We start from the raw sequence: 20,953 nt of genomic DNA on the forward strand, positions 1-20,953 counted from the left end.
CGAGGGAAACTGATCTTCCGCAGCACGTTGCCCCCCCTTCCCCATCCTCACCCCAGCCCTTTCTTGAAGGGGAGGGAGAGTTGGAGCCAGCGGAAGACACGGAGTAAGCAGATCTATACATGATTCAATGGAGGGAACAATCGAGATGAAGAAACTGATCGTACTGGCTGTCTGTGTGTTACTCACCGCCCTGGCCGCCGGAAACGCGGCTGCCGAGGAACTAAGGGGAAGAGTGGCGCTCAACGCCAGGTTCGGGTTAATCAATCCGTCCAACAGCCAGATGGCCGATAGGGACGGCACCCTGCTGGTATCGACCGACCCCGGCATCATCGGTGGCGGCGGCCTCCTCTTCGGGGTCGACGACAACATCGCCATCGAAATCGACATCACCCGCTCCGTCTTCCATACCTCGGGCCTCGGGACGGCGGGAATCACCAACCTCTCCATGGGCGGGCAGTACCGGCTCCCCGAGCGGCAGCGCTTCGTCCCCTACGGCGGCGCAGGCCTCGACGTCCTCATCAACGATCTCAGCGACAAGGTGGTCGACACGGTGGTGGGCGCCCATCTCGCGGTCGGGGTCGATTACATGCTCATGAGGCAGGTGGCGCTCAACGCCGAGATCAAAGGGGTCGAGGCATTCTCGGCCGACGTAAGGGACTTCGGCGGGGCAAAGATCGGCGAGTTCGATCCCTCCAACTTCGCCTTCACGGTGGGAGCCAGGTTCTTCTTCAACTAGCTTCACCCCATCGACGCAAAAAGCCCCCTTTCCGGATGGAGAGGGGGCTTTTTCATTTTGGCGCAGAGAACTTCAGGGGGTACCGCAAAAAGCAAATCCCCCCTGTCCCCCCTTTGACAAGGGGGGGACCTGTATTCCCCTGGAATTCCCGGAAGATCCTTGGTCAAAGGGGGACCACCAGGGCAGAGGTATCTACTGGATATTTTCTTCCGGAAGGCCGAAGGCGCGGCGGTACTCCCTTTCCAGCCTGCCTACGTCCCCCCCCTCGATGAAGCCCCACGGCAGCGGCTCATCCAGGGGGATGTCGCGGTACACCACACTGTCGGTGTCGATCCCCACCTCCCGGGCCGCCGCCTTCCAGTTCCCCAACCGGTCGGCCGCCACCAAAAGCGGGGCCAGCCTGCGGTCCCCACGCGACAGGAGCGCCTGCAGATAGGCTTCACGCGGGCTCTCGATCTGGAGCTTCACGTTGGAGAGCCGTCCGAGCGCCTTCTGCAGATACTTCCACTTCTTCTCCACCGACCTGATCTCTTCCATCCCGCACCACTGGAACGGCGTGAACGGCTTCGGGATGAAGGGATTGACGGAGAGCTGGATCTCGCCAAGCCGCTTGTTGGCTTTGGCGGCGGCCACCACCCGCTCCCGGATCCTGCCGACCAGAGCCACCAGTTCATCGAGGTCCTCCACCGTCTCGGTGGGAAGGCCGATGATGAAGTAGAGCTTCAGGTTCAGGATGTCGTGACCGGTCAATAGGTCGCAGGCGGCGAGGATCTGCTCCTCGTCGATTCCCTTCCTGATCAGGTCGCGAAGCCGCTGCGAGCCCCCCTCCGGGGCCAGGGCGACGCTCTTTTGGCCGCTGGCCTTCAGGGCCTCGATCATCCGGTGGTCGAGGTGGTCGATGCGGAACGAGGAGACGGAAAACTTCCCTCCCCCCTCCACGATCTCTACCGCGAGATCCCCGATCCCCTGGTAATCGGAGACGGCGGCGGCAACGAGACCGACCTTTCTTCCCTCCTCCACCCCCTTCATGACCTCAGCGCGGACCGACTCCTTGGACCGGGTGCGATAGGGGAGGTAGATGAACCCGGCCGCACAGAACCGGCAGCCTCGCGGGCAGCCGCGGGAGAGCTCCACCAGGTGCATGCCGGAAAACTCGGTGGCCTCGGTATGGATCTCGGTGACGGTGGGGCGGTCGTCAAGGTGCGCCTCCCAGACCCGGCTGACCGCCTTGGGGGCATCCGCTTCCGGGTTCATCGAGACAAGGGCGCTCCCCTGGTAGACGGGACGGTAGAGGGAGGGGACGTACACGCCGGGAATCCCGGCGGCCTGCCGCAGCAGTTCGTGACGCGACTCCGCCCCTTCTTTCATCAAATCGAGCAGCGCGGGGAGCATCGGTTCCGCCTCGCCGACGCATACCAGGTCGAGCAAGGGAGCCACCGGCTCGGGATTGAGGAAGAGGGCCGCCCCGCCGCCGATGATGAGCGGCTGCAACGGGGAACGATCCTCCGCCATGGGAGCCATACCGGACAGCCTGAAGATGGTGGGGATGGCGAGGTAATCGCTTTCGAAGGAGACCGAGAAGGCCAGGACGTCGAAGGAGGAGAGCGGACGCTGGGACTCGAGGGAGAGGAGGGTTCCGCCGGTACGGAGGAGCTCATCGAGCTCGTCGTGGTCCGGGAGAAACGCGCGGTCGCAGACTACCTCTGGGTAGTCGTTCATCATGGCGTAGACCGCCTGGAAGCCGAGGTTGCTCATGCCGGCGTGGTAGCGGTTGGGATAGACCAGGCAGCAGGAAAGCCTCCCGCCGCGGTTCCCCAGCCCGCCTCCGCTCTCGCCGGCCAGGATGGTGCGTCTTTTTTCTATGCTCTTGCGCGACATCGGGTGAGAGTACCATCTTTTGCCCGGCAGCGACAACCCAATCCTTTTCAGGATTTATCAGCGAGGTGACGACAGCCTGAGGTCTCCCCCTTTGCGAAGGGGGACAGGGGGGATTTTAGCCAGGACCGGCCTTTCATTGAAGGCGGACTTCCCCCACCCCCTACCCCCCTCCCTCAAGGGGAGGGGGAAGTGTTGGCTGCCTAATGGGTTGAAATCGCCGGCGGTGTCTGCTAGGTTGCTTCCGATGTCAGCAGGCAAAGAAGGAGGCTTCATGAACAGCATCGCGGCATTCTTCAAGTTCGACCATCACGGGACCACCTTCCGCCGTGAGACGGTGGCCGGCCTCACCACCTTCCTCACCATGGCCTACATCATCATCGTCAACCCGGCCATCCTCGAAAACGGCGGCATCCCCCGCGGCCCCTCCACCACGGCCACCATCCTCGCCTCCGTGTTCGGCACCGTCATCATGGCGCTCTTCGCCAACCGGCCGTTCGCCATCGCGCCCTACATGAGCGAGAACGCCTTCATCGCCTTCGTGGTGGTCAAGGTCATGGGGTATTCGTGGCAGACGGCGCTGGCGGCGGTCTTCTTCGCCGGGGTCATCTTCACCCTGCTCACCCTCTTGAAGGTGCGGAGCTGGCTCGCCGAGGCCATCCCCTTATCGCTAAAGTGCGCCTTCGCCACCGGCATCGGGCTCTTCCTCACCTTTATCGGCCTCAACGAGACCGGGATCGTCACCCTCGGCATCCCCGGCGCTCCCGTCAAGCTCGGAAGCCTCGCTCAACCTCCGGTGCTCCTGGCGGTGGCGGGGCTCCTCTTCACGGTGATCCTGATGTCCCGGCGCATCCCCGGCGCCATGATGATCGGGATCGTGGCGACCACCATCGGCTCCATCGCCCTCAAGGTCACCCCCCTTCCCAAGGCGTACGTGAGCCTCCCCCCCGATCTCTCCCCGATCCTGTTGAAGCTCGATCTCCACGGGGCGCTGCAGCCGGCCTTCTTCCCGATCGTGCTCACCATCTTCATCATGGCCTTCCTCGACACGGTGGGAACCCTCCTCGGGCTCTCCATGCGGGCCGACCTCTTGGACGAGAACGGCAACCTCCCGGAAATCGAGAAACCGATGATGGCGGACGCCCTGGCGACCATGGTGGCCCCGCTTCTGGGGACGACGACTACCGGCGCCTACATCGAGTCGGCGGCCGGCATCGAGGAAGGCGGGAGGACCGGCTTCGCCTCGCTGGTGACCGCCCTCTTCTTCCTGCTGGCGCTTTTCCTCGCCCCGCTCTTCACCCTGGTGCCGCCGCACGCCTACGGGATCGCCCTCATCGTCATCGGCTCCTTCATGCTGGAGCCGCTCACCAGGGTCGATTTCAACGACCTCACCGAGCTGATCCCCGCCTTTTTGACCATCGTGCTGATGGTCTTCACCTACAACATCGGGGTGGGAATGACCGCCGGTTTCATAAGCTATCCGCTGATGAAGGCGGCGACCGGCCGGGTGAGGGAAGTGAAGAGCGGCGTCTGGGTGCTGGCGCTCCTGTCGCTATCCTATTTCCTGTTCGGCGTGAAGAGTTAGCGGACGAGCCTCGCGCGGATTTTCCCCATCAGCGGGAATCCGGCGGCGGTTTTATTGAGCCTCACCAGGCCGAAGACATACGGGCCCCGCTGCTCGGCCAGCATGTTTCCGTAGAGGGGATCGGTCCCGGTCAGGGTCGCGCCGAAGCGGTCCTCCCCGTAGAGGACCATGCTGCCGCTGTTTCTCAGGTAGGCCCGGTAGTTGCCAAAGGCGGCAACCGCGTCGGTCACCGAGTCGGTCAGCACGATGTAGACCCGGGCCGGTTCTCCCCCGACCATGACGTCCGCGACCAGTCCCCTCGGGAAAAAGTCGTAGCCGAGAAGGCTCGTCGCCTTGTACTGAACGCTCCCCTTCACCACCTCGGGAAGATCGAGCAGCTTGGTTTCCTTGGGCGCCCCCGTAGCGGGGGGAAGCAGGCGGGAGACCTCCCTGGCGCAGGCCTCCAGCGGCCCCTTGCCGGTTTCGGGGGTACCGGTCGACTGGAGCCGGACAAAGTAGCGGTCCTGGTAGAAGAAGAGCTGGCTCTCGGTCACGGCCCCATCGCTGCCGGTCTTGACCGTCTCGGCCCCTTCCGGGCGGTATCCGGAGAACATCCCGAAGGCATCGAGCGCAGACCCCATCCTGTAGACGTCGACGTCGAAGCCCTGCTCCTTATTGACGTAGCGCCCGTAGGAAAGGAACTCGAATCCGTAAGGAAAGAAGATCTCAGCCTCGCCGTCGATGCGGTCGGAGAGCGTCTCCCGGCCGTAGACAGCCGGCCTCCCCTCCAGCGACCACCCCGCCCCGCAGGCAGGCTTCGGCAGAAGCCGCGCCGGGTCATCCGCAGCAAGTGCAACAGATGCCAGTAAATGTCCCGCCACGGCCACCACCATCAAGCGTCCTATCATACCAGTATCGACTTTCATACCTCTCCATCTGCGGTTATTACCTAGGGCATTCGCCAAAGCGTCGCGGTGCTCGTTGACAGCGTGTGTATCAGTGTGTATAAAATGGGTCATGACCAGCAAAGAACTTATCAGACGCCTTGAAGCCGAAGGCTGGTACTGCGTGGGCGGCAAGGGAGACCACCAAAAGTACAAACACCCGTCCAAGCCTGGTCATGTCGTAGTCCCGCACCCACGAAAAGAAATACCGACCGGAACCTTGCGGAACATTTACCGCCAAGCCGGTTGGGAGTGGAGGTAGCCATGTTGTATCCCGCGTATATCCACCTTGGTGATGAGGAACACGCCCACGGTGTCACCATCCCGGATTTCCCCGGTTGTTTTTCAGCAGCCGACGAGTGGGCCGACCTGCCACGGATGATCCAGGAGGCCGCGGAGGTTTATTTTGACGGTGAAGATATTCCCGTTCCCGCGCCAACCTCCTTGGAGAAGCTGGCCGCCAATCCCGATTACCAGGGGGGGGTCTGGCTTTTAGTTGATATCGACCTGGCTAAGCTAAAGGTCAAGGCAAGGCGGGTGAATATCACACTGTCGGAAAAATTGCTGTACGAAATCGACGAGTATGCAGAGCAGAACCATATGTCCCGTTCTGGGCTACTCGCGCAGGCGGCAGATCAATTTATTCACCGAAAACCCTTGGCATGAATCTCATCCTAAAAGTCCCCTCGCCCGTTCCATCTTGGCCGCAATGTCGAGCCCGTTGATGCAGCGCGCCTGGCAGCTGCCGCAGTCGAGGCAGGCGGCAGCATCGGCGCCGGGGCGGATCTCGCGGTAGGTCGACCGCGCCAGGTCGTGGTCGCCGTACCCCCCTTCCGCGTACATGAGCGCGCGGTTTACGTTACTGATCTCGACCCCGGCCGGGCACCCCGCCTGGCAGGAGCCGCACATGGTGCAGTAAATTCCCTCCACCGCCTCGGCGTAGCGCTCGAGCCGCCGCCTATCCGCGTAGGTGAACTTCATCCCCATCACCGCGATGTTCTCCCTCAGCTGGGCGAGATCCTTCATCCCGGGGATCGCCACCGAGACATCGGGGTTTTGCAGCACCCACTTGAGCGCCGCCTGGTGCGGAGTGATGCTGCCGAGGGAGGCGGTCCGGTAGCCTCCCGCCTGGGTCTTCATGGCGATGATGCCGATTCCCGCCTTGGCCGCCCGGGAAATGGCCAGCCCCACCTCGGGAGGGGTTTTGAAGTTGTAAGAAACCAGGCAGGTGTCGAAGAAACTCTCCCGGTCGTCCACCAGCGCGTTCAGCACCTCGGCCTGGTTGGTGTGGGTGGTCACTCCGCAAAACCTCACCTTCCCCTGCTTCTTCAGCTCCAGGAGCGCCTCCCGCGTTTCAGGAATGAAGATCCGCTGCTTGTTGGTCAGGTTGTGCAACTGGATGACGTCGATGTAGTCCGTTTTGAGCGCCCGGAGACTCGCCTCCACGTCCTGGATGATCCCCACCTTGGAGCGGGAGTCGGGGAGCGTCTTGGTGGCGAGGAAGATCTTGTCCCGCCGCCCCTTGATCGCCTTGGCCACGATGGCCTCGTTGTTCCCCCCCATGTACTTGCGGGCGGTATCGACGTAGTTGACGCCGTGCTCCAGGGCCACCCGGATCACCTCCGGCTCGGGCGTGAGCATGGCGCCGAAGCTGACCACGGTCACCTTGAGCCCGGTCCGGCCCAAGGTGCGGTAGACGGGAGCCGGAAACTCCGCGGGAGCGGTCCCGGCGTACTGCTGCACGACCTCGGCCAGCGCCTTGCCGCCCAAAAGCGCCGAGGTGGTCCCCACCATCCCCGCCGCGATGAAAGTCCTCCTGCCGATCCCCCTGCCGTTTCTGTCAGCCATGATAATGCCTCCTGTCATGCTCACACGGCGATAGCCGTCTCACATTGGAAAGATTACCTACTCCAACAGCGCGTCCGTCCGGCCAATCCTGATCAATGCTACGACCTTATAGCACGAATTCCAGCAGGCAAAGCCTTTTTTCTAAGCCATTCCTCGTGTGATTTCATTGAAAATTCCTCCCCTTTTGCAGTATAGTCCCCTCATCCTCCGATCCGCCCAGGTCACCGTGTTTCCCTGTCATTGAACGTGCTGTCATAGAGGGGGTGTGGCTATGTTATTTCCCAGGCGTGAGAAAGAAGTCCGGCATGGAATACTGCTGGAGAATCCGGTTGACGACCCAGCCTGTTGCCGCGGCTGCGACGGGATCTGCTGCCGCTCCTTCCCGAGCGTGGAGCTCACCTGGGAGGAATACGAGCAACTCCAGGCCCTGGGCGCCACCCGCCTCGAATTCGCCCTCTACGGCCCGCCGAGGCTCATGATCGAAAACGGCTGCGAATTCCAGGTGGGAAGCCGCTGCGGCATCTACCTCCACCGCCCCGCCATCTGCCGCCATTTCATCTGCCGGACCGATGGCGGCGGCGCCTCCTCAGCCTAACCATCCGGACCCAAGCACCCTTTTCGGCGCCGGGCTGCGGACGCCCTCCTGGCCGGTATACTTCCAGATGTGAAGCGAAACGGCCCTCTCCGGTGGATCGCCACCGGAAGAAAAGGAGGAGCGGATGCAATACAACAGACTGGGAAATACCGGCCTCATCGTGTCGCGGCTGGCGTTCGGCGCCATGACCTTCGGCTCGGCGGCCGAGGGGGACTTCAGGTCGGTCTACAAGGTGGAGCAGACCCTGGCCGATCACCTGGTGGGAACCTGCCTCGACGCCGGCATCAATTTCTTCGACACCGCCGACGCCTATGCGGGCGGGGACTCCGAGATCATCCTGGGCGCCGCCCTCGGCTCCCGCCGCAAGGAGGTGGTGATCTCGACCAAGGCGGGCTTCCGCAGCGGCGAAGCCCTCATCGACCAAGGTCTCTCCCGCCATCACCTGATGGCCTCCATCGAGGGGAGCCTCAAGCGGCTCGGCACCGACTACATCGACCTCTTCAGCGTCCATCGCATCGATCCCCACACACCTTTGGAAGAGACTATCGAGGCGCTGACCGACATCGTCCGGCAGGGGAAGGCGCGCTACACCGGCTTTTCCAACTGGCCTGCCTGGATGGCCGCCAAGGCGATCGGGCTGCAACAGGGGCGGGGATGGCCCCGTTTCCAGGCGGCACAGCTTTTCTATTCGCTGGTCGGTCGGGACGTCGAGCGGGAACTGGTCCCCCTTCTGGAGGATTGCCAGGTGGGGATGGTGGTCTGGAGCCCGCTGGCCGGGGGCTTCCTCTCCGGGAAGTACACCCGCGACAATCCGGGGGGCGGCGGGGGAAGGCTCTCCGGATTCGACATCATCCCCTTCGACCGCGATAAGGGGTACCAGCTGATCGACGTCCTGCGCGAGATCGCCGAGGCTCACCTGACCACGGTGGCCGCGGTCTCCCTGGCGTGGCTCCTCACCAAGCGCTGCGTGGCGAGTATCCTGGTGGGAGCGAGCAAGCTCGCCCAGTTGCACGAAAACCTGAAGGCCGCCTCGCTGGTCCTTTCCGCCGAGGAACTGGCCCGCCTGAACCAGCTCACCGAGATCCCCAAGGCCTACCCGGAGTGGATGATCCCGATCATGAGCGATGCGCGGGTTACCGGCGCTCTTGCGGGAGAAGGGTGACCCGGGCGGCCAGGCTGTTCAACCTAACGAGCCCACCGGAGGCAGACATGATAAAAGGAGTACTTCTCGATCTCAGCGGCACCATACACCTCGGCCCGAATCCCTTGCCGGGAGCGGTCGCTGCGGTAGGCTCCCTCGAAAAGCGGGGGATACCGGTCCGTTTCGTCACCAACACCTCCCGCAGGACACGCGACACCCTTTACCGCGATCTCAACGAAATGGGTTTCAACATCCCTCGCGAGCACATCTTCACCGCACCGCTCGCGGTCCGGCGCTACCTGGAGTTGCACAGCCTGCGCCCCTACCTGCTGGTCCACCCCAACCTCTTTGCCGATTTCCAGGGGATCCCCCGGGAGAACCCCAATGCCGTCGTGGTGGGGGATGCCGAGGACGATTTCAGCTATGAAAAGATGAACGAGGCCTTCCGGCTGCTCAAGCAGGGGGCCAAGCTCCTCGCGACCGGCCGCACCCGCTACTTCGAGGGAAAGGACGGGCTGGAGTTGGACGCCGGTCCCTACGTCGCGGCCCTGGAGTACGCCGCCCAGATGAGCGCGGTGGTCCTCGGCAAACCGTCCGCGGATTTCTTCCTGGAGGCGGCCGAAGAGCTGGGGCTTCACCCCTCGGAGTGCGTGATGATCGGGGACGATCCGGAAACGGACGTGGCCGCCGCGGTACGGGCGGGACTGCACGGGATACTGGTCAAGACGGGGAAATACCGGGAGGGGGATGAGAAGCTCGTAGGCGATGGCGGGATGGTGGCGAGGGACGTGGTCGCCGCCATCGAGTGGGTGCTGGATCGGGTCGGACGAAAACCTTAGAACGCGGATGACGCGGATTGAGCGGATTTACGCGGATAAGGCAAAAACTTTAAAGGGGGAACCCGAAAGCTTTATCCGCGGAGATCCGCGTCATACGCGAAAATCGGCGTTCAAACGGTCTTGACGTAAAAAAAGCCGCCCGGGGAGATTCCCATGGGCGGCTTTCCTTTTCACAGCTGCCGAATGCGGCCTAGAAGAGGTAGTAGAGCGAGAAGCCGAGGCGGACGCCGTCGACGTCCTTCACCTTGACACCGGTCTCCTTGTCGGAGGCATCGGTAGCCCAGACGTAAGCGACGCTCGGGATCAGGTAGAAGTTGTGAGCGACCTGGACGTAGGTGGCGGCTTCGAGGTCGAAGTCTTCGTTAGCGGTCACCTTGCTGGTGGCGGTGTTGAAGTTCGCATCGAACTTGGCGTCGAGGGTGAAGGTGTGGTTGATCTCCTTCTCCACGCCGAGGGTCAGGGTGTGGGTGTCCTGCTCACCGTTGTTCCTGATGGTGGCGCGGTAGATGGCGTACGGGGTGTGGTGGTGGTTCACCTTGCAGCTGGCGGCCAGGAACGGGCTCACGTCGGTGGTGCCGGTGCCGCCGGAACCCTTGCCGGCGGTGTCGAATTTCAGGCCGAGGCCGCCGACCACCGCGTAGCGCTCCTCCTCGCCGCCCAGCAGGTGGAACTTCCCTTCCAGGGCGAAGTCGCCGAAGCCGTCGCGCTGCTCCAGCTCGGGATTCAGGCCGGGCATCTCGACCTTGGCGCGCTCGTTGAAGAGGTAGGGAATGGAAGCGGACATTTCAAAGCCGGGGACGATGCCGACGCCGACGGAGTAGAGGGATTCGGTGGTGTTGTAGTAGACCTTGCCGGTCCCGTCTAAGGGGCTTGCGACGTTGCCTGCGGCATGGGTGTACTCGAGGGTTGCCTGAGCTTCCACCTGTTTAGGGTCGAGGATATCGGTTACCAGCAGCTTGTGTTCCGCGCGCGCGGCGGTAGCTGTCATCATCACGAGGCCGAAGACAGCAAGGAAAATCTTCTTCATTGAACTTTTTCCTCCAGGATTGAAATGGTGAAGCAAAGAGTTCATTAATACATCAAATTCACATTAAAGGCAACCCCGGATACCCTTCATGCTCACCCCGACCGGTAAAGAGATGTGGGGTTGTCGATGCGGAAGGCAGTCAGTTTCAGGAGTCCTTACCTTCAGACAGAAGAACGCTAACCAGCGGCAAAGAATGACATAACCAAGTGAAATTCCTACAGTGCCTTGACAAAGAGAGTGGCAGACGGCAACCTTTCAGGATAGAGCAGCATATCTTCATTCATTCGGCAGGGCCCGTCATGGCAATGATAAAGTGGAATTTTGCTTTCGTGGTTGGTATTGAAGAGGTCGACCGGCATCACCGGCATCTGGTGGACCTGCTGAACAAAGGGTATAGCCAGTTGAATGACGATGCTTCGCCGCCCGACCTTCGGCCACTCCTCATCGAGCTCGTTGACTACGCGAACTATCACTTCGCCTGTGAGGAGGGATGGATGGCGTCCGCCGGTTATCCCGACCTGCCAAGGCATAGAAAAGAGCACGCGCTCTTTACCGAGAGAGTACTGGCTCTCACGAGACGCCACCAGGAAGAAAAAGAGGTCACCCTTGAAACCCTGAACTTCATCCACAACTGGATCACCCACCACATCCTCGAGGTCGACGTAGAGTTCGCCGACTTCGTCAAAGTCTGGAACCTCACCAACAAGATACAGACCCATACCCTTACCGCCGGCTGACCCCAGCCTTTCGCCGCATCATACCGGCCGATGCAGCCCCAGATCACCTCCGCAGGGGAGTGGGGATGGGCGTACCCGGCCGCCCCCCCTCTCTTGGCCCACCTTACACGGCCTTTCTCCTTTCCGGCTCTTCCCCCTCCATGAACTTGGCAGTCGTCAACTCGCGGCAGCCGGTCAACTCGTTGAACAGGCTCCGCTAGTGGATCATCGCCTGCCGCAGGTCCTCGGTCGAGGCATTCCCCGGCCGCTCACCAAAGCGGCGGTACCGCCTGTTCCGTGAAGACGGGATCCGGTCCCTTCCTTCCGTTGCCGTCGCGGCTGGAGAGCGTGAGCAAGGAGAGGTACGGTCTGGCGGCCGGGTCGTAGACGACCGTGATCCTTCCCCCTTTTCCCGGGGCGCCGGGGAACCCGTCGCGGCCATCCCTGCCGTCCCTGCCGCTCGATCCGCTCGGCCATCCCGAGCCGCCGGAGCCTCCCCTGCCGCCACGCCCTCCGCGTCCTCCGGCACCTCCCGAGCCCCCTTCCGCCTTTACCGTCAGCGAGCCCCCCACCGGGTCGACCAGGAAATATTCGTCCCGCCCCTTCCCGCTGACCTCGGCCTGCAGCAGTGGATTGCCGCCGGACCTGAGGGTGAGGAGAACCCGTACCGGCCCGGCATCCTCGCCCGCGCCGCCGTCATCGCCGTCCCCGCCGTCGGTTCCGTCCGATCCGTCTCCCCCGGGGGAGGGATTCTCGAGATCGGTCGATCCGCTCATCCCGCTGGTGCCGTCAATGCCGTTGGAGCCGTCCATCCCGGACCGCCCATTCCTCCCCGAGAAATTGGCGGCGAAGTCGTGGTCATAGCGGAGAAAGACGTCCAGCTTGGTGAAAATCCAGGGATGGGAGGGGGCGGTCACCGTGAGAGACGGGAAGGCGGTATCGGTGACCCGGGGATCGGCCGGCATGGTGACCATCCCCTTCCGGTTCGCCGCCATGAGGGCTGGGGTGACGACGAGATCATCCCACAGGACCTTCCCGTTACCCGCCCCCTCGGTGAGGAGAATCTTCCCCGCAGTATCGGTGACCGCAACCACCAAAGGGGTGGTCTGGCCGGGATACATGGCCGGGCCCTGAGGGAGCCACGCCTCCATCCTCTCTACCGGGACCTTCTCCAGGCGGACCCGGCTCCCCATCCAGACCCGCAGGCTCGTGCAGCCGCCCAGCATCAGGACCAGCGCCGCAAGGAGCACCGCCCCGGCGGCGGCCGCCACCCTGTTCCACCCGGATCCCCTCACCCTTTCGTCCATGGCCCCCTCCCCCCAAAGCAGTATTAACATTCTCATACCGCCTGACTGTGCAGGCAGTGTGCATGAAATGTGGAATTACCAACGGCATGGGAATAGGTCAGCGCTATCGCCGACAGTAGCTTTCTTTGCCGCACCGGCATTGACATGTCACTTAGGCGAAGTAGATTAATAGAATCCATTCAGCAACTGGCTTTAACGGGGATCCAGATAGGATCCTGCGCAATCCAATGAGCAAGGGTGGCCTTACTGTCCGGCTCGCCACTCTGTGCGGTGGGATGATCCGATGGACCATACACTCCGGAGAGGAACCATCCTCCTCGTCTTTGTCTTTACCGTCGTGCTGCTGATACTGCCGCCCCTCCCGATACCGGTTGCGCAGGCCGGCGAGTTCACCTTCCTCACCGAACATCCCGGCAAGGCAACCGCGACGGTAACCGTGGCCAACCAGCCGCAAAAACTGCTGAGCCGTCAGGATGCCGCCGCCTACAAGCGGAACCTGGAAAGACTGCGGGATCTCATCCTCAAGCAGCCCGTATTCCAGCCCCCCCTCGGGGTGGAGGTGATCGGCTACTTCCGCCCCAACGACTCCCTTCCCGCCTCCACCAAACTTCCGGTTCCCGGCTTCGGCTACCTCCGTTTCCACTTCTACCACCTCGCCCCCAAGACGGGGAAACCGGTCCGCATCTGCTGCACCACCGACGAGATCTACGCCTCCATCAACGACCCCGGCCAGGGATTCGACGGCATCGGGGGGCAGAGCGGGTTCGCCACCAAGGCGATCTACGAGCCGCAAAAGGTGGGAGAGATGGCGGGCTTCCCGGTCTACCGGATGGACGGCGGCGACGAGCTCGTGCTCCTCACCCGCCAGGGGGTGGTCCCGTGGATACCGGTGACCCGGGAGGAGTACGTCTCGGTCTATCTCAAATACTGGCAGTCGATGGCCAAGGAGACCCCGCAGGAGACCGTGTTCCTCCCGCAGATCGTCGGCAGGCACCAGACCGCCCTGGACCGGATGACGCCGGAGGAGCGGAAGATGCAGGCGCGCCAGCTGACCTGGGACCCGTACGAGCCGACCCTCGCACCGGCAGGAAGCGAAGAGGGGCGGCCGCTGGTGCGGATCAACCCGGCCTGGTACGACCCGTCCCTGCCACGCTCCGCGTTCCAGCTGATCGCGCTCCGCTTCTGCTACAGCGGCAACCTCGACCACGACGCCCCCGGCAAGACCGTCCACGGCGATATCAGCCCCTTCCGGGTATGGCAGTCCCTGCACACCTCGGACTGGGGGGAGATCGGCAAGGCAGTGACCGGCAAATAACAAAAAACGGCCCAAGAACTAATTCAAGTAAGGGGGATAGCCATGAAACGACAGCTACTGCTGGGAGGAGTACTCCTGTTGGCCGGCGCGGGGATCTGCTATGCCGACTGGCTGAGCGACACGATCCAGGGGGCCGGGAAGAGACTCGGCAACCGTGCGGTGAACGACGCAGGCAACAGCGCCTACGACTCGGCCAAGGGGGCCGTAAAAGGGGACAAGAAGGGGACGGCGCCCAACGCCAAGCAACCCCAGCAGGGGGGGCAGCAGCAGATGCTCCAGCAGCAGGGGACGGCCGTTCCGCCGGGGGATCTCTCCATCGAAGAGGCGGAAAGGGTCCTCACCAAGTTCGACTTCGTCCCCGGTGACCAGATGATCTTCCACGACGACTTCGCCGAGACGGAGGTGGGCGAGTTCCCCCGCAAGTGGACGCTCGACGGGCCGAAGCAGGGGAACAACAACACGGTCGACGTCGTCGAGTACCAGGGGAAACATTTCCTCCGTTCGGTTCCCGGCACCGGCGGGATGCCCCCTGCGACCCAGTACCTGCGGCTGGACCAGAAGGGAGACTTCCCGGAGAAGTTCACCATCGAGTTCGACGCGGTCCTCTCGTCGGTCAACAACTCGCCGGTCTACTACGTCATGTACCGGGTCCTCTTCGTGCCCGCCGACAAGAAGATCGACCTCTGGAGACGGGGGAGCCCCGCCGCCATCCAGATCTCCGGCCAGGACAACGTCTCCGCCAACACCATGACCAAGGTAAAGCTCAACGACGGTAGGGTGCACCATGTCTCGATCAGCGTGAACGGCACCTTCGTCAAGGCCTACGTCGACAACCAGCGGGTGATCAACGACCCGGACGGGGTGAAGCGTCCCATCAAGCAGCTCGGCCTGCAGATGTCCACCCCCAACAATTTCAAGGCCGAGAACGTGATGTTCACCAATTTCAGGCTGGCGGCCGGCGGCAAGGAGATCAAGTCGGCGCTGGACACCGACGGCAGGATCGTCACCCACGGCATCCTGTTCGACACCGGCAAATCCTCCATCAAGGGTGAATCACTCCCGACCCTCAAGATGATCCTGGGGCTATTGAACGAGGATCCGGAGCTCAAGTTCTCCATCGAGGGGCACACCGACAACCAGGGGAACAAGAAGATCAACCAGCCGCTCTCCGAGGAGCGCGCAGCGGCGGTCAGGTCGTGGCTGGAAGGAAAGGGGATCGACTCCGGCCGCCTGAAGCACTCCGGCTTCGGCGACGGCAAGCCGATCGACAGCAACAAGAGCCCGGAAGGAAGGGCCAACAACCGGCGGGTCGAATTCGTGAAGTTCTGAGGCTGCCGCAAAGAAGGCCGCCCCCATCGCCGGGGCGGCCTTCTTCTTTTACCGTCCGGCACCGTTTAGCCTTGGCCGCCCCCTCTGCCCCCATATTTTATTTCGTAACTGTACCTTTTAATGGGGACACATCTCGTCTATGCTCAATGAGTGGCAAGCTGTCCCGAACGCACCTGACTCCCTACCGCGGAGGGAGTTGCCGCTAGAGGCGCTACACCGCCGTAGATCCGCGATGAACGAACCGGTCAACCGATGCAAAGAGAGAGGAGAAGTATGATGATTCCCGAGAAGCTGCTGGAAATTCTGAAACAGGATGGCATCGTCGCCATCGCGACCCTGGGGGAAGACGGGCCGCACATGGTCAACACCTGGAACAGCTACGTCAAGATCACCGAAGAGGGGCGGTTGCTGATCCCCGCCGGCTACATGAACCGCACCGAAGCGAACGTCGCCTCCAACCCCAACATTCTCATCACCCTCGGGAGCAGCAAAGTGCAGGGCCTGCACGGACCGGGCGCCGGGTTCCTCATCAAGGGGAAGGCGAGCTTCGAAACCTCCGGCCCGGACTTCGACCTCCTGAAGTCCAAGTTCAGCTGGGTCCGCGCCGCGCTGGCCATCGATCCCGACTCCATCACCCAGACCTGGTAGCCCCCCCTAGCGTGGGCACCAAGTGCCCACTCCATAACCTACGGACCGGGTTGTCCGAAAGCCGGTGAGTGATGCAAACTCACCGGCGGCCGCAACCGCAGGTACTCTTTCTTCGCCTCCCTGACTTGCCTCATCACCCCGGCGGCCCGCAGGGTGAAGCCAGTGTCCATCGGAACCCCTCCGCTCTGAAGCACCTTTGCCGTCCAGGTGTTGCAGGTGTCGAAGATCACGTAATATCCAAGCGCCTCGAAAAACCTCCCCGCCCCACGAGCGCCGTCCTTGAGGGGATACGGCCTGTTCCCCCCGTCCAGCTTGAAGCTCGCGCGCAACCTCTCCCTCATCCGCTCCAAACCGGTTTCCGACACGTTGAGCTCCACGATCTCGCTTCCGCTAAACGATTGAGCCGGAGAGACCGGAACGGTAAAGACATGCATGACGCTGGGATTCCGCCAGAATACCGTCTTCAAGAAGATCCACGTGGAGACCTTTTCCGCCTGGTAGAATTCCGCCTCGCCCCAGCCGAACTCGTAGTACCTCCCCGGCGACAGATACTCTTTCACGAAGCCGAGCTCCTGCCCCAGGTCATCCGCCGACACAACGATCCCCGTGTGCCATCCGTGCGCTACCACATAAATTGTGCGCTCCTGGGCCTTCGATGCCGGCAGATATTTCCACGTCTTACCGCCCGTGCACCCGGCGAACACCATCATCAAGGCGGCTGCCATCAGCACCCGCCATTTTTGCCGCAGCAAATCTTTTCGTGCAGTAACCATGGTCCGTGCCCCCGCGGCTTCCCAGGTGAGGTCCCAAGGTAAAAGAATGCCAGAAAGGGCGGATTTTTAAATCGCTTGCCTACGCCTCCCAATCCCGGCTTACCGGGCGGCGATCCCCACCGCCGACTCGGCCTCCCCGCCCGGGTAGCCGAGGGTTTCGGGCTGTTCCGCCTGCGGCACGAAGTAGGGGTTGTCCGACCTTAAAAGGCGCTGCCCCTCCTCGGTCGGGTACTCCACCTCGAGATCGACGTTACCCCCGTCACGGAAGATCCGGACGATGGTGCTCATGTTCTCCGACATGATGCCGTACTTCTCGTCGGGGGCGGCGAGGATCACCTGCAGGTGGATGTCCTTCAAGAACGTGAGGCAGTTGGAACAGTTCTCCAGGTCGAGCTTGTTGAAGGCCTCGTCGAAGAGCGCCAGCGCCACCCCTCCCCGCCCCTTCCCGGCCGCCGTGGACCCGATCCGGTAAGCGGAGGCGAGCGACGCCCCGATGGCCACGTAGAAGGGCGCCTGGTTCTCGCCGCCGGAGCCCTTCTGGATCCGCTGCTTGAGCGAAGTCTTCTGGGTCCCGTCCCTGTCGAACATGGTGAAGTCGAAGACCAGGTAGTTCCGGTAATCTTCCAGATGCTTGGAATGATTCTCGTCCTTGAGCGCCTCGGCGATATCCTCGATGGCCTCGCGGTGCGGCGAGGTGGGATCGTTGGCCAGATCGAAGAGTCCGCCCACGTTGGCCTGGCTGGCGGCGTCGAGCGATGCGATGTAGGAGAGGATCTTCTCGTACTGCGGATTGTTCTTCCATTTGAACTGGTAGATCTCGTCGTGGAAGGGGCGCTTCTTCAGATGGCGGTTAAGGTCGGTGACGAGCGACTTCACCTTTTCCAGCCGGGCGTTGAGGTTGACCACAAATTTGGCCCGGAAGGCAATCTCCGCCTCGTACAGTGCGCGCGAGGCTTTTTCCCGGTACTCCGCCAGCGACGTGTCTTCCAGGGACTTCTTCATCAGCCGCACGGCATGGGAGACTTCCTCGAAAGCACCGTCTCCCGCCGGAGGGAGATCCTCGGAGGTCTGCAGGTAGCGGTTGCAGTGCTCCCGGAACTGCCCCCGGGCCTTCTCCTCGGTGCGCCCGATACGGTCGGCAGCCTGTCGCGCCTCCTGCTCGGCATGATCGATCAGGGCGTTGTAGTCCCAAGCGAACTTCTCCCGCAGCCGGTCCATGACATCCATCGCCTCGGCGGCGGCGAAGTGGCGGCTGTGGCTGCAGTTGTCCCGCTCCTTGCCGAAATGATCGAGCATCCGTTCCTTGGCCTCGAGGTCGCTCTTGAGCTTGGCGACGGCATTTTGCAGCTCGACCGTCTTCCGCTTCAGCGCTTCGCGCCCCTTCTTGGTCTCCTCGATCGTCTTCTCCAGGGCGGCAATGGCCCCCTTGAGCCCCTTGTCCTCGTGCTGGGTAAGATCCTGGATCTCCTGCCTGAGCTGCTCCAGCAGCCCCTGCCCTTCGTCCCGCACCCGGGAGAGTTCCTGGAGGCTCAGGGGAAACTCCTTCAGCGCCTGCACCTTCCCCAGCGCCTGGCGCAGCCCGAAGAGGACCTCGACGTTCTTCTGGAGTGCTTCGCGGTCCAGGTTTTTCTCCCGCGCCTCCTCCTGGATCCGTTCCAGGAGCTGCTCCCTGGACTGGCGCCCGAGAATGGAATCGACCGGCCGCATGGCGGTGGTGGCCCCGCCGGTATAGAGCATGAGGTCGGCGGTGGCGGCGCGGTCGTGCTTGATGAGATCCTGCTCCGTCTCCACCCGCATCACGTTGCCCAAGTGACGGTTCACGTATGCCCGCGCATGGTCGTTATCGGTGGTCACCAGCTCCGCCAGCGAACCCGGCAGCGCCTTGTTGAGCCAGCGGGCACTCTTGGTGGTGTCGACCACCCGCTGTCCCTTGTTGAACTGCCGCCCTTCGCGCCGGTAGACCCGGATGGCATCGGTCGCCTGCGCAGGATCGACGATCAGCGCCTCGCGGTGCGCACCGAGACAGCTCTCGATCGCGTTTCGCCAGCGCGGGTCGGACACGTCCACCAGGTCGCACAGCGGCGTGGAGGGTATCTTGAACTCCGCCAAAAGATCGCAGAGGCTTTCCGTTTCGTCGCTGATCGCCTTGCCAACCTTCAGCTTGGCGGCCCGCTTGGCGAGTTCGGTCACCTGGCGGTCGATGTCGACCAGGCGGGAACCGAAGGCGCTGCTGGTCTTCTCCAGGGACGGCAGGTGCTCGTCGATGGCGGCCAGCAAAGAAGAGATCGCCGCATCCGCCGCTGCCGGATCCGGCGGCCACAGCGACTCCATGATCCCCTCTCCTGCATTGGCCAGAGCGTTGCCGTCACGGATGGCCCGGGCAAGCGGCGCCGGGGCGGCCTCGATAAGCTCCTTTCGCTCGGGAAGCGCCTTGAGCGTTTTCCGCACCCCGGCGAGCGCCTTGAGGGATTCCGCCGTCTCCCGCTCCGAGCGCTCCAGGTCGAGCTCGAGCTTCTTTTTGCGGTGCTCGATGTCGGAGTTGGCGAGCAGTGCCCTCTTCTCGGCCAGCGTGCCGATGCCGGCCTCGATCTTCTGGTCGAGGCGCTCCTCGTCCTGCGCGAGCTCCTCCAGTTGCGATTCGGCCGCCTCCAGCGACTCCTGCTGGGGCCCCATGAGGTCCATGATGCGGTCGACCTGGGCCGAGTGGCCGATCCAGGTGAAGGCCGCCTTGGCCTTGTGCGCCTTGATCGCAGCATCGCAGGTGGCGGTGATGGCGGAGAGATTCTCGATCCGGGCCCCCACCTCGTCGGCCTTGGTGCTCATGTCCCGGTAGTTCTTCAGCGCACGGCGCAGATCCCCCAGCTTGAGCGACTCGTCCTCCTCCAGGATGAACTTCCGGACGAATTCGGTGGTGTCGGTGATGGGGGAGAAGACGATGGCGTTTTTCAGGTTCTTGAGGATCGTCTCGTCGTCGTTGGGATACCCCTTGTCCTCGCTCAACTGGGCGAAGAGCTCCTTGGTGAAGCGCCCCGCCTGGGTCGGGAAGGAAACGGTGCCGGGAAAGCGCCTGCTGAAGGAGAGCTTCACCTCGCTCCAGGGGATGGTCTCCCGCCCCTGCGGCGTCGAGCGGACGAAGTCGCCGATACCGACCGACAGGCCGGGAACGATGAAGCGCCCGTCGACCCTCTCGTCGGGGTCGGAAAGGGTGGCGCTAAAGGCAAGCCCCACGCAGGTCTCTTCGCCGGTCTCCTCGTCGACAAACCCGAGGGCGAGGTAGGTGGTCGCCTGCTCGCGGGGACGGATCGAGGCGGAGAGGTTGGGATCGTCCACCACGCCGAGGCAGTACTCGCGGATGCTCCTCCGGCTCCGCTCGCCGGCTCCGGCGTTCAACATCACGCGGTTCTTGTTGGCGCCGGTCAAAACGGTCTGCACCGCGTCGAGGATGGAGGATTTGCCGGAGGCGTTGGGGCCGACGATCGCCATGTTCCCGCGCACCGGGATCTCCACCGCGGAAAGGAGATACCACTGCACCAGTACGATCTTGTTAAGCTTCTTCATCTGCGCTCTCCCCAGTTTCCTCGCTCTCCTCCCCGTCAGCCTCCGCTTCGCCCCCCGAGATCATCGACTCTAACTGCCCGATGTACCCTTCCGTGGTGACCAGGCGCACGGCGGGACGTATCTGCAGGGAGATCACCCGGTCCTGCTCGTCCTCGACCTCGATGATCCCGAAGCGGCAGAAGGTGCGCAGGATCTCGCGCAGGCGCACGAGCCCCGGGCGCTCGCGGCGGACCAGGGTCTGGTACCGGTTGAGGAGAGCCTCGGTCTCGGTGAACACCGAGCCCTGGCGCGCCTCGAACTTCTCCACCCCCTCCTCGTAGAGAAGGCGCAGGCAAAGGAGAAGCAGCGACTCTTCCTGGGCCAGTTGCACGACCCGCGCGCCGTCTTGCGGCAGTATCCCGACCAGCCCGTAATCCTGGTCGTACACGAGCCTGCGGTTGAGGGCATCGAAGAGGTTGGTGAAATAGGGTATGTGCCCGATCACCCGGTGGTAGTGCTTCTTGTCCCGGCTTTGATCGGCATAGAGAAACTGCCGTTCCAGAAGGACCGAGGCCGTCTGGCGCATGTCGGCCGCTTGCAGATCGGCCTCCGCATCCAACAGTCTCTTCAATTCGTTAAGCATCCCATCTCCTTGCACAACTACTGGGATTCGACAAGTGTCGAAACAAACACATCTGCTGCCGAGTCACAATCTGCCGCTCAGCCAACTTTCCGCCAGCCAAAACACTCCGCGCCGGG

General features: G+C 62.8%; 19 protein-coding genes. 11 read left to right on the forward strand and 8 right to left on the reverse strand.

The window, feature by feature from the left end:
• Nucleotides 1-145 precede the first annotated feature (145 nt).
• A complete protein-coding gene (locus L4X63_RS01030; RefSeq protein WP_250676728.1) occupies nt 146-736 on the forward strand; it encodes an outer membrane beta-barrel protein in 591 nt (196 codons plus the stop codon).
• Nucleotides 737-928: 192 nt separating this feature from the next.
• Here L4X63_RS01030 and L4X63_RS01035 read toward each other — a convergent pair whose 3' ends face one another.
• The gene (locus tag L4X63_RS01035; RefSeq protein ID WP_250676729.1) at nt 929-2,614 is read right to left on the reverse strand and encodes a radical SAM protein; all 1,686 of its coding nucleotides are present in this window, start codon (nt 2,612-2,614) and stop codon (nt 929-931) included.
• A gap of 271 nt (nt 2,615-2,885) precedes the next feature.
• Here L4X63_RS01035 and L4X63_RS01040 point away from each other — a divergent pair, with 271 nt between their 5' ends.
• The gene (locus L4X63_RS01040) at nt 2,886-4,196 is read left to right on the forward strand and encodes an NCS2 family permease (protein WP_250676730.1); all 1,311 of its coding nucleotides are present in this window, start codon (nt 2,886-2,888) and stop codon (nt 4,194-4,196) included.
• Here L4X63_RS01040 and L4X63_RS01045 read toward each other — a convergent pair.
• Entirely contained in the window at nt 4,193-5,083 is an 891-nt protein-coding gene (locus L4X63_RS01045; RefSeq protein ID WP_250676731.1) for a DUF6599 family protein, read from the reverse strand. The two genes, L4X63_RS01040 and L4X63_RS01045, sit on opposite strands and share 4 nt — an antisense overlap.
• A 109-nt stretch (nt 5,084-5,192) precedes the next feature.
• On the opposite strand from L4X63_RS01045, the gene L4X63_RS23825 reads away from it, so the two are divergent.
• Both L4X63_RS23825 and L4X63_RS01050 read left to right on the forward strand, forming a co-directional pair.
• On the forward strand, nt 5,193-5,381 hold the full coding sequence (locus tag L4X63_RS23825) for a type II toxin-antitoxin system HicA family toxin (protein ID WP_350339155.1): 189 nt from the start codon (nt 5,193-5,195) through the stop codon (nt 5,379-5,381).
• A gap of 2 nt (nt 5,382-5,383) precedes the next feature.
• Entirely contained in the window at nt 5,384-5,785 is a 402-nt protein-coding gene (locus L4X63_RS01050; protein WP_250676732.1) for a type II toxin-antitoxin system HicB family antitoxin, read from the forward strand.
• Nucleotides 5,786-5,788: 3 nt separating this feature from the next.
• Here the strand turns inward: L4X63_RS01050 and L4X63_RS01055 are convergent, their stop codons facing one another.
• On the reverse strand, nt 5,789-6,967 hold the full coding sequence (locus L4X63_RS01055; RefSeq protein WP_250676733.1) for an aldo/keto reductase: 1,179 nt from the start codon (nt 6,965-6,967) through the stop codon (nt 5,789-5,791).
• 271 nt (nt 6,968-7,238) lie between these two features.
• Between L4X63_RS01055 and L4X63_RS01060 the strand changes: the two genes are divergently transcribed.
• The 3 genes from L4X63_RS01060 to L4X63_RS01070 all read left to right on the forward strand — a co-directional run bounded on the left by L4X63_RS01060 (nt 7,239) and on the right by L4X63_RS01070 (nt 9,542).
• Complete coding sequence (locus tag L4X63_RS01060) at nt 7,239-7,562, forward strand: YkgJ family cysteine cluster protein (RefSeq protein ID WP_250676734.1); 324 nt, start codon at nt 7,239-7,241, stop codon at nt 7,560-7,562.
• 124 nt (nt 7,563-7,686) lie between these two features.
• Nucleotides 7,687-8,724, forward strand: a complete 1,038-nt coding sequence (locus L4X63_RS01065) for an aldo/keto reductase (RefSeq protein WP_250676735.1) — start codon at nt 7,687-7,689, stop codon at nt 8,722-8,724.
• A 47-nt stretch (nt 8,725-8,771) separates the two neighbouring features.
• Nucleotides 8,772-9,542 (forward strand): TIGR01458 family HAD-type hydrolase, encoded by a 771-nt coding sequence (locus L4X63_RS01070; RefSeq protein WP_250676736.1) that lies wholly within the window; start codon nt 8,772-8,774, stop codon nt 9,540-9,542.
• Between the two features lie 190 nt (nt 9,543-9,732).
• Here L4X63_RS01070 and L4X63_RS01075 read toward each other — a convergent pair whose 3' ends face one another.
• Entirely contained in the window at nt 9,733-10,569 is an 837-nt protein-coding gene (locus L4X63_RS01075) for a hypothetical protein (protein ID WP_250676737.1), read from the reverse strand.
• A 299-nt stretch (nt 10,570-10,868) separates the two neighbouring features.
• Here L4X63_RS01075 and L4X63_RS01080 point away from each other — a divergent pair, with 299 nt between their 5' ends.
• Entirely contained in the window at nt 10,869-11,306 is a 438-nt protein-coding gene (locus tag L4X63_RS01080) for a bacteriohemerythrin (protein ID WP_250676738.1), read from the forward strand.
• Nucleotides 11,307-11,554: 248 nt separating this feature from the next.
• Here L4X63_RS01080 and L4X63_RS01085 read toward each other — a convergent pair whose 3' ends face one another.
• Nucleotides 11,555-12,592, reverse strand: coding sequence for a hypothetical protein (locus L4X63_RS01085; RefSeq protein WP_250676739.1), 1,038 nt, complete (start codon nt 12,590-12,592; stop codon nt 11,555-11,557).
• 283 nt (nt 12,593-12,875) lie between these two features.
• Here L4X63_RS01085 and L4X63_RS01090 point away from each other — a divergent pair, with 283 nt between their 5' ends.
• The 3 genes from L4X63_RS01090 (at nt 12,876) to L4X63_RS01100 (ending at nt 15,884) form a co-directional block, all read left to right on the forward strand.
• Nucleotides 12,876-13,907, forward strand: a complete 1,032-nt coding sequence (locus L4X63_RS01090) for a hypothetical protein (protein WP_250676740.1) — start codon at nt 12,876-12,878, stop codon at nt 13,905-13,907.
• A gap of 42 nt (nt 13,908-13,949) precedes the next feature.
• Nucleotides 13,950-15,236 carry an OmpA family protein gene (locus tag L4X63_RS01095; RefSeq protein ID WP_250676741.1) on the forward strand — a complete coding sequence of 429 codons (1,287 nt, stop codon included), beginning with the start codon at nt 13,950-13,952 and terminating at the stop codon, nt 15,234-15,236.
• 273 nt (nt 15,237-15,509) lie between these two features.
• The gene (locus L4X63_RS01100) at nt 15,510-15,884 is read left to right on the forward strand and encodes a pyridoxamine 5'-phosphate oxidase family protein (RefSeq protein ID WP_284694434.1); all 375 of its coding nucleotides are present in this window, start codon (nt 15,510-15,512) and stop codon (nt 15,882-15,884) included.
• A gap of 38 nt (nt 15,885-15,922) precedes the next feature.
• On the opposite strand, the gene L4X63_RS01105 is transcribed toward L4X63_RS01100, so the two are convergent.
• The 3 genes from L4X63_RS01105 to L4X63_RS01115 all read right to left on the reverse strand — a co-directional run bounded on the left by L4X63_RS01105 (nt 15,923) and on the right by L4X63_RS01115 (nt 20,837).
• Entirely contained in the window at nt 15,923-16,657 is a 735-nt protein-coding gene (locus L4X63_RS01105) for a DUF2459 domain-containing protein (protein ID WP_350339156.1), read from the reverse strand.
• A gap of 99 nt (nt 16,658-16,756) precedes the next feature.
• Nucleotides 16,757-20,215: an SbcC/MukB-like Walker B domain-containing protein gene (locus L4X63_RS01110; RefSeq protein WP_250676743.1), complete on the reverse strand. Its 3,459-nt coding sequence runs from the start codon at nt 20,213-20,215 to the stop codon at nt 16,757-16,759.
• The gene (locus L4X63_RS01115; protein WP_250676744.1) at nt 20,202-20,837 is read right to left on the reverse strand and encodes a DUF4194 domain-containing protein; all 636 of its coding nucleotides are present in this window, start codon (nt 20,835-20,837) and stop codon (nt 20,202-20,204) included. Before L4X63_RS01115 ends, L4X63_RS01110 begins: the two co-directional genes overlap by 14 nt.
• Nucleotides 20,838-20,953 lie beyond the last annotated feature (116 nt).

This window comes from Geomonas sp. Red32 (genome assembly GCF_023652955.1).
In the GTDB taxonomy this organism is placed as follows: domain Bacteria; phylum Desulfobacterota; class Desulfuromonadia; order Geobacterales; family Geobacteraceae; genus Geomonas.

What these genes read in the sequence shown, in the direction of transcription:
- L4X63_RS01095 (WP_250676741.1), top strand. Translation starts at nt 13,950, where the DNA reads ATGAAACGACAGCTACTGCTGGGAGGAGTACTCCTGTTGGCCGGCGCG.
- L4X63_RS01080 (WP_250676738.1), top strand. Translation starts at nt 10,869, where the DNA reads ATGGCAATGATAAAGTGGAATTTTGCTTTCGTGGTTGGTATTGAAGAG.
- L4X63_RS01075 (WP_250676737.1), bottom strand. Translation starts at nt 10,569, where the DNA reads ATGAAGAAGATTTTCCTTGCTGTCTTCGGCCTCGTGATGATGACAGCT.
- L4X63_RS01070 (WP_250676736.1), top strand. Translation starts at nt 8,772, where the DNA reads ATGATAAAAGGAGTACTTCTCGATCTCAGCGGCACCATACACCTCGGC.
- L4X63_RS01055 (WP_250676733.1), bottom strand. Translation starts at nt 6,967, where the DNA reads ATGGCTGACAGAAACGGCAGGGGGATCGGCAGGAGGACTTTCATCGCG.
- L4X63_RS01115 (WP_250676744.1), bottom strand. Translation starts at nt 20,837, where the DNA reads ATGCTTAACGAATTGAAGAGACTGTTGGATGCGGAGGCCGATCTGCAA.
- L4X63_RS01090 (WP_250676740.1), top strand. Translation starts at nt 12,876, where the DNA reads ATGGACCATACACTCCGGAGAGGAACCATCCTCCTCGTCTTTGTCTTT.
- L4X63_RS01110 (WP_250676743.1), bottom strand. Translation starts at nt 20,215, where the DNA reads ATGAAGAAGCTTAACAAGATCGTACTGGTGCAGTGGTATCTCCTTTCC.
- L4X63_RS01035 (WP_250676729.1), bottom strand. Translation starts at nt 2,614, where the DNA reads ATGTCGCGCAAGAGCATAGAAAAAAGACGCACCATCCTGGCCGGCGAG.
- L4X63_RS01030 (WP_250676728.1), top strand. Translation starts at nt 146, where the DNA reads ATGAAGAAACTGATCGTACTGGCTGTCTGTGTGTTACTCACCGCCCTG.
- L4X63_RS01060 (WP_250676734.1), top strand. Translation starts at nt 7,239, where the DNA reads ATGTTATTTCCCAGGCGTGAGAAAGAAGTCCGGCATGGAATACTGCTG.
- L4X63_RS23825 (WP_350339155.1), top strand. Translation starts at nt 5,193, where the DNA reads ATGACCAGCAAAGAACTTATCAGACGCCTTGAAGCCGAAGGCTGGTAC.
- L4X63_RS01050 (WP_250676732.1), top strand. Translation starts at nt 5,384, where the DNA reads ATGTTGTATCCCGCGTATATCCACCTTGGTGATGAGGAACACGCCCAC.
- L4X63_RS01100 (WP_284694434.1), top strand. Translation starts at nt 15,510, where the DNA reads ATGATGATTCCCGAGAAGCTGCTGGAAATTCTGAAACAGGATGGCATC.
- L4X63_RS01085 (WP_250676739.1), bottom strand. Translation starts at nt 12,592, where the DNA reads ATGGACGAAAGGGTGAGGGGATCCGGGTGGAACAGGGTGGCGGCCGCC.
- L4X63_RS01105 (WP_350339156.1), bottom strand. Translation starts at nt 16,657, where the DNA reads ATGGTTACTGCACGAAAAGATTTGCTGCGGCAAAAATGGCGGGTGCTG.
- L4X63_RS01045 (WP_250676731.1), bottom strand. Translation starts at nt 5,083, where the DNA reads ATGATAGGACGCTTGATGGTGGTGGCCGTGGCGGGACATTTACTGGCA.
- L4X63_RS01040 (WP_250676730.1), top strand. Translation starts at nt 2,886, where the DNA reads ATGAACAGCATCGCGGCATTCTTCAAGTTCGACCATCACGGGACCACC.
- L4X63_RS01065 (WP_250676735.1), top strand. Translation starts at nt 7,687, where the DNA reads ATGCAATACAACAGACTGGGAAATACCGGCCTCATCGTGTCGCGGCTG.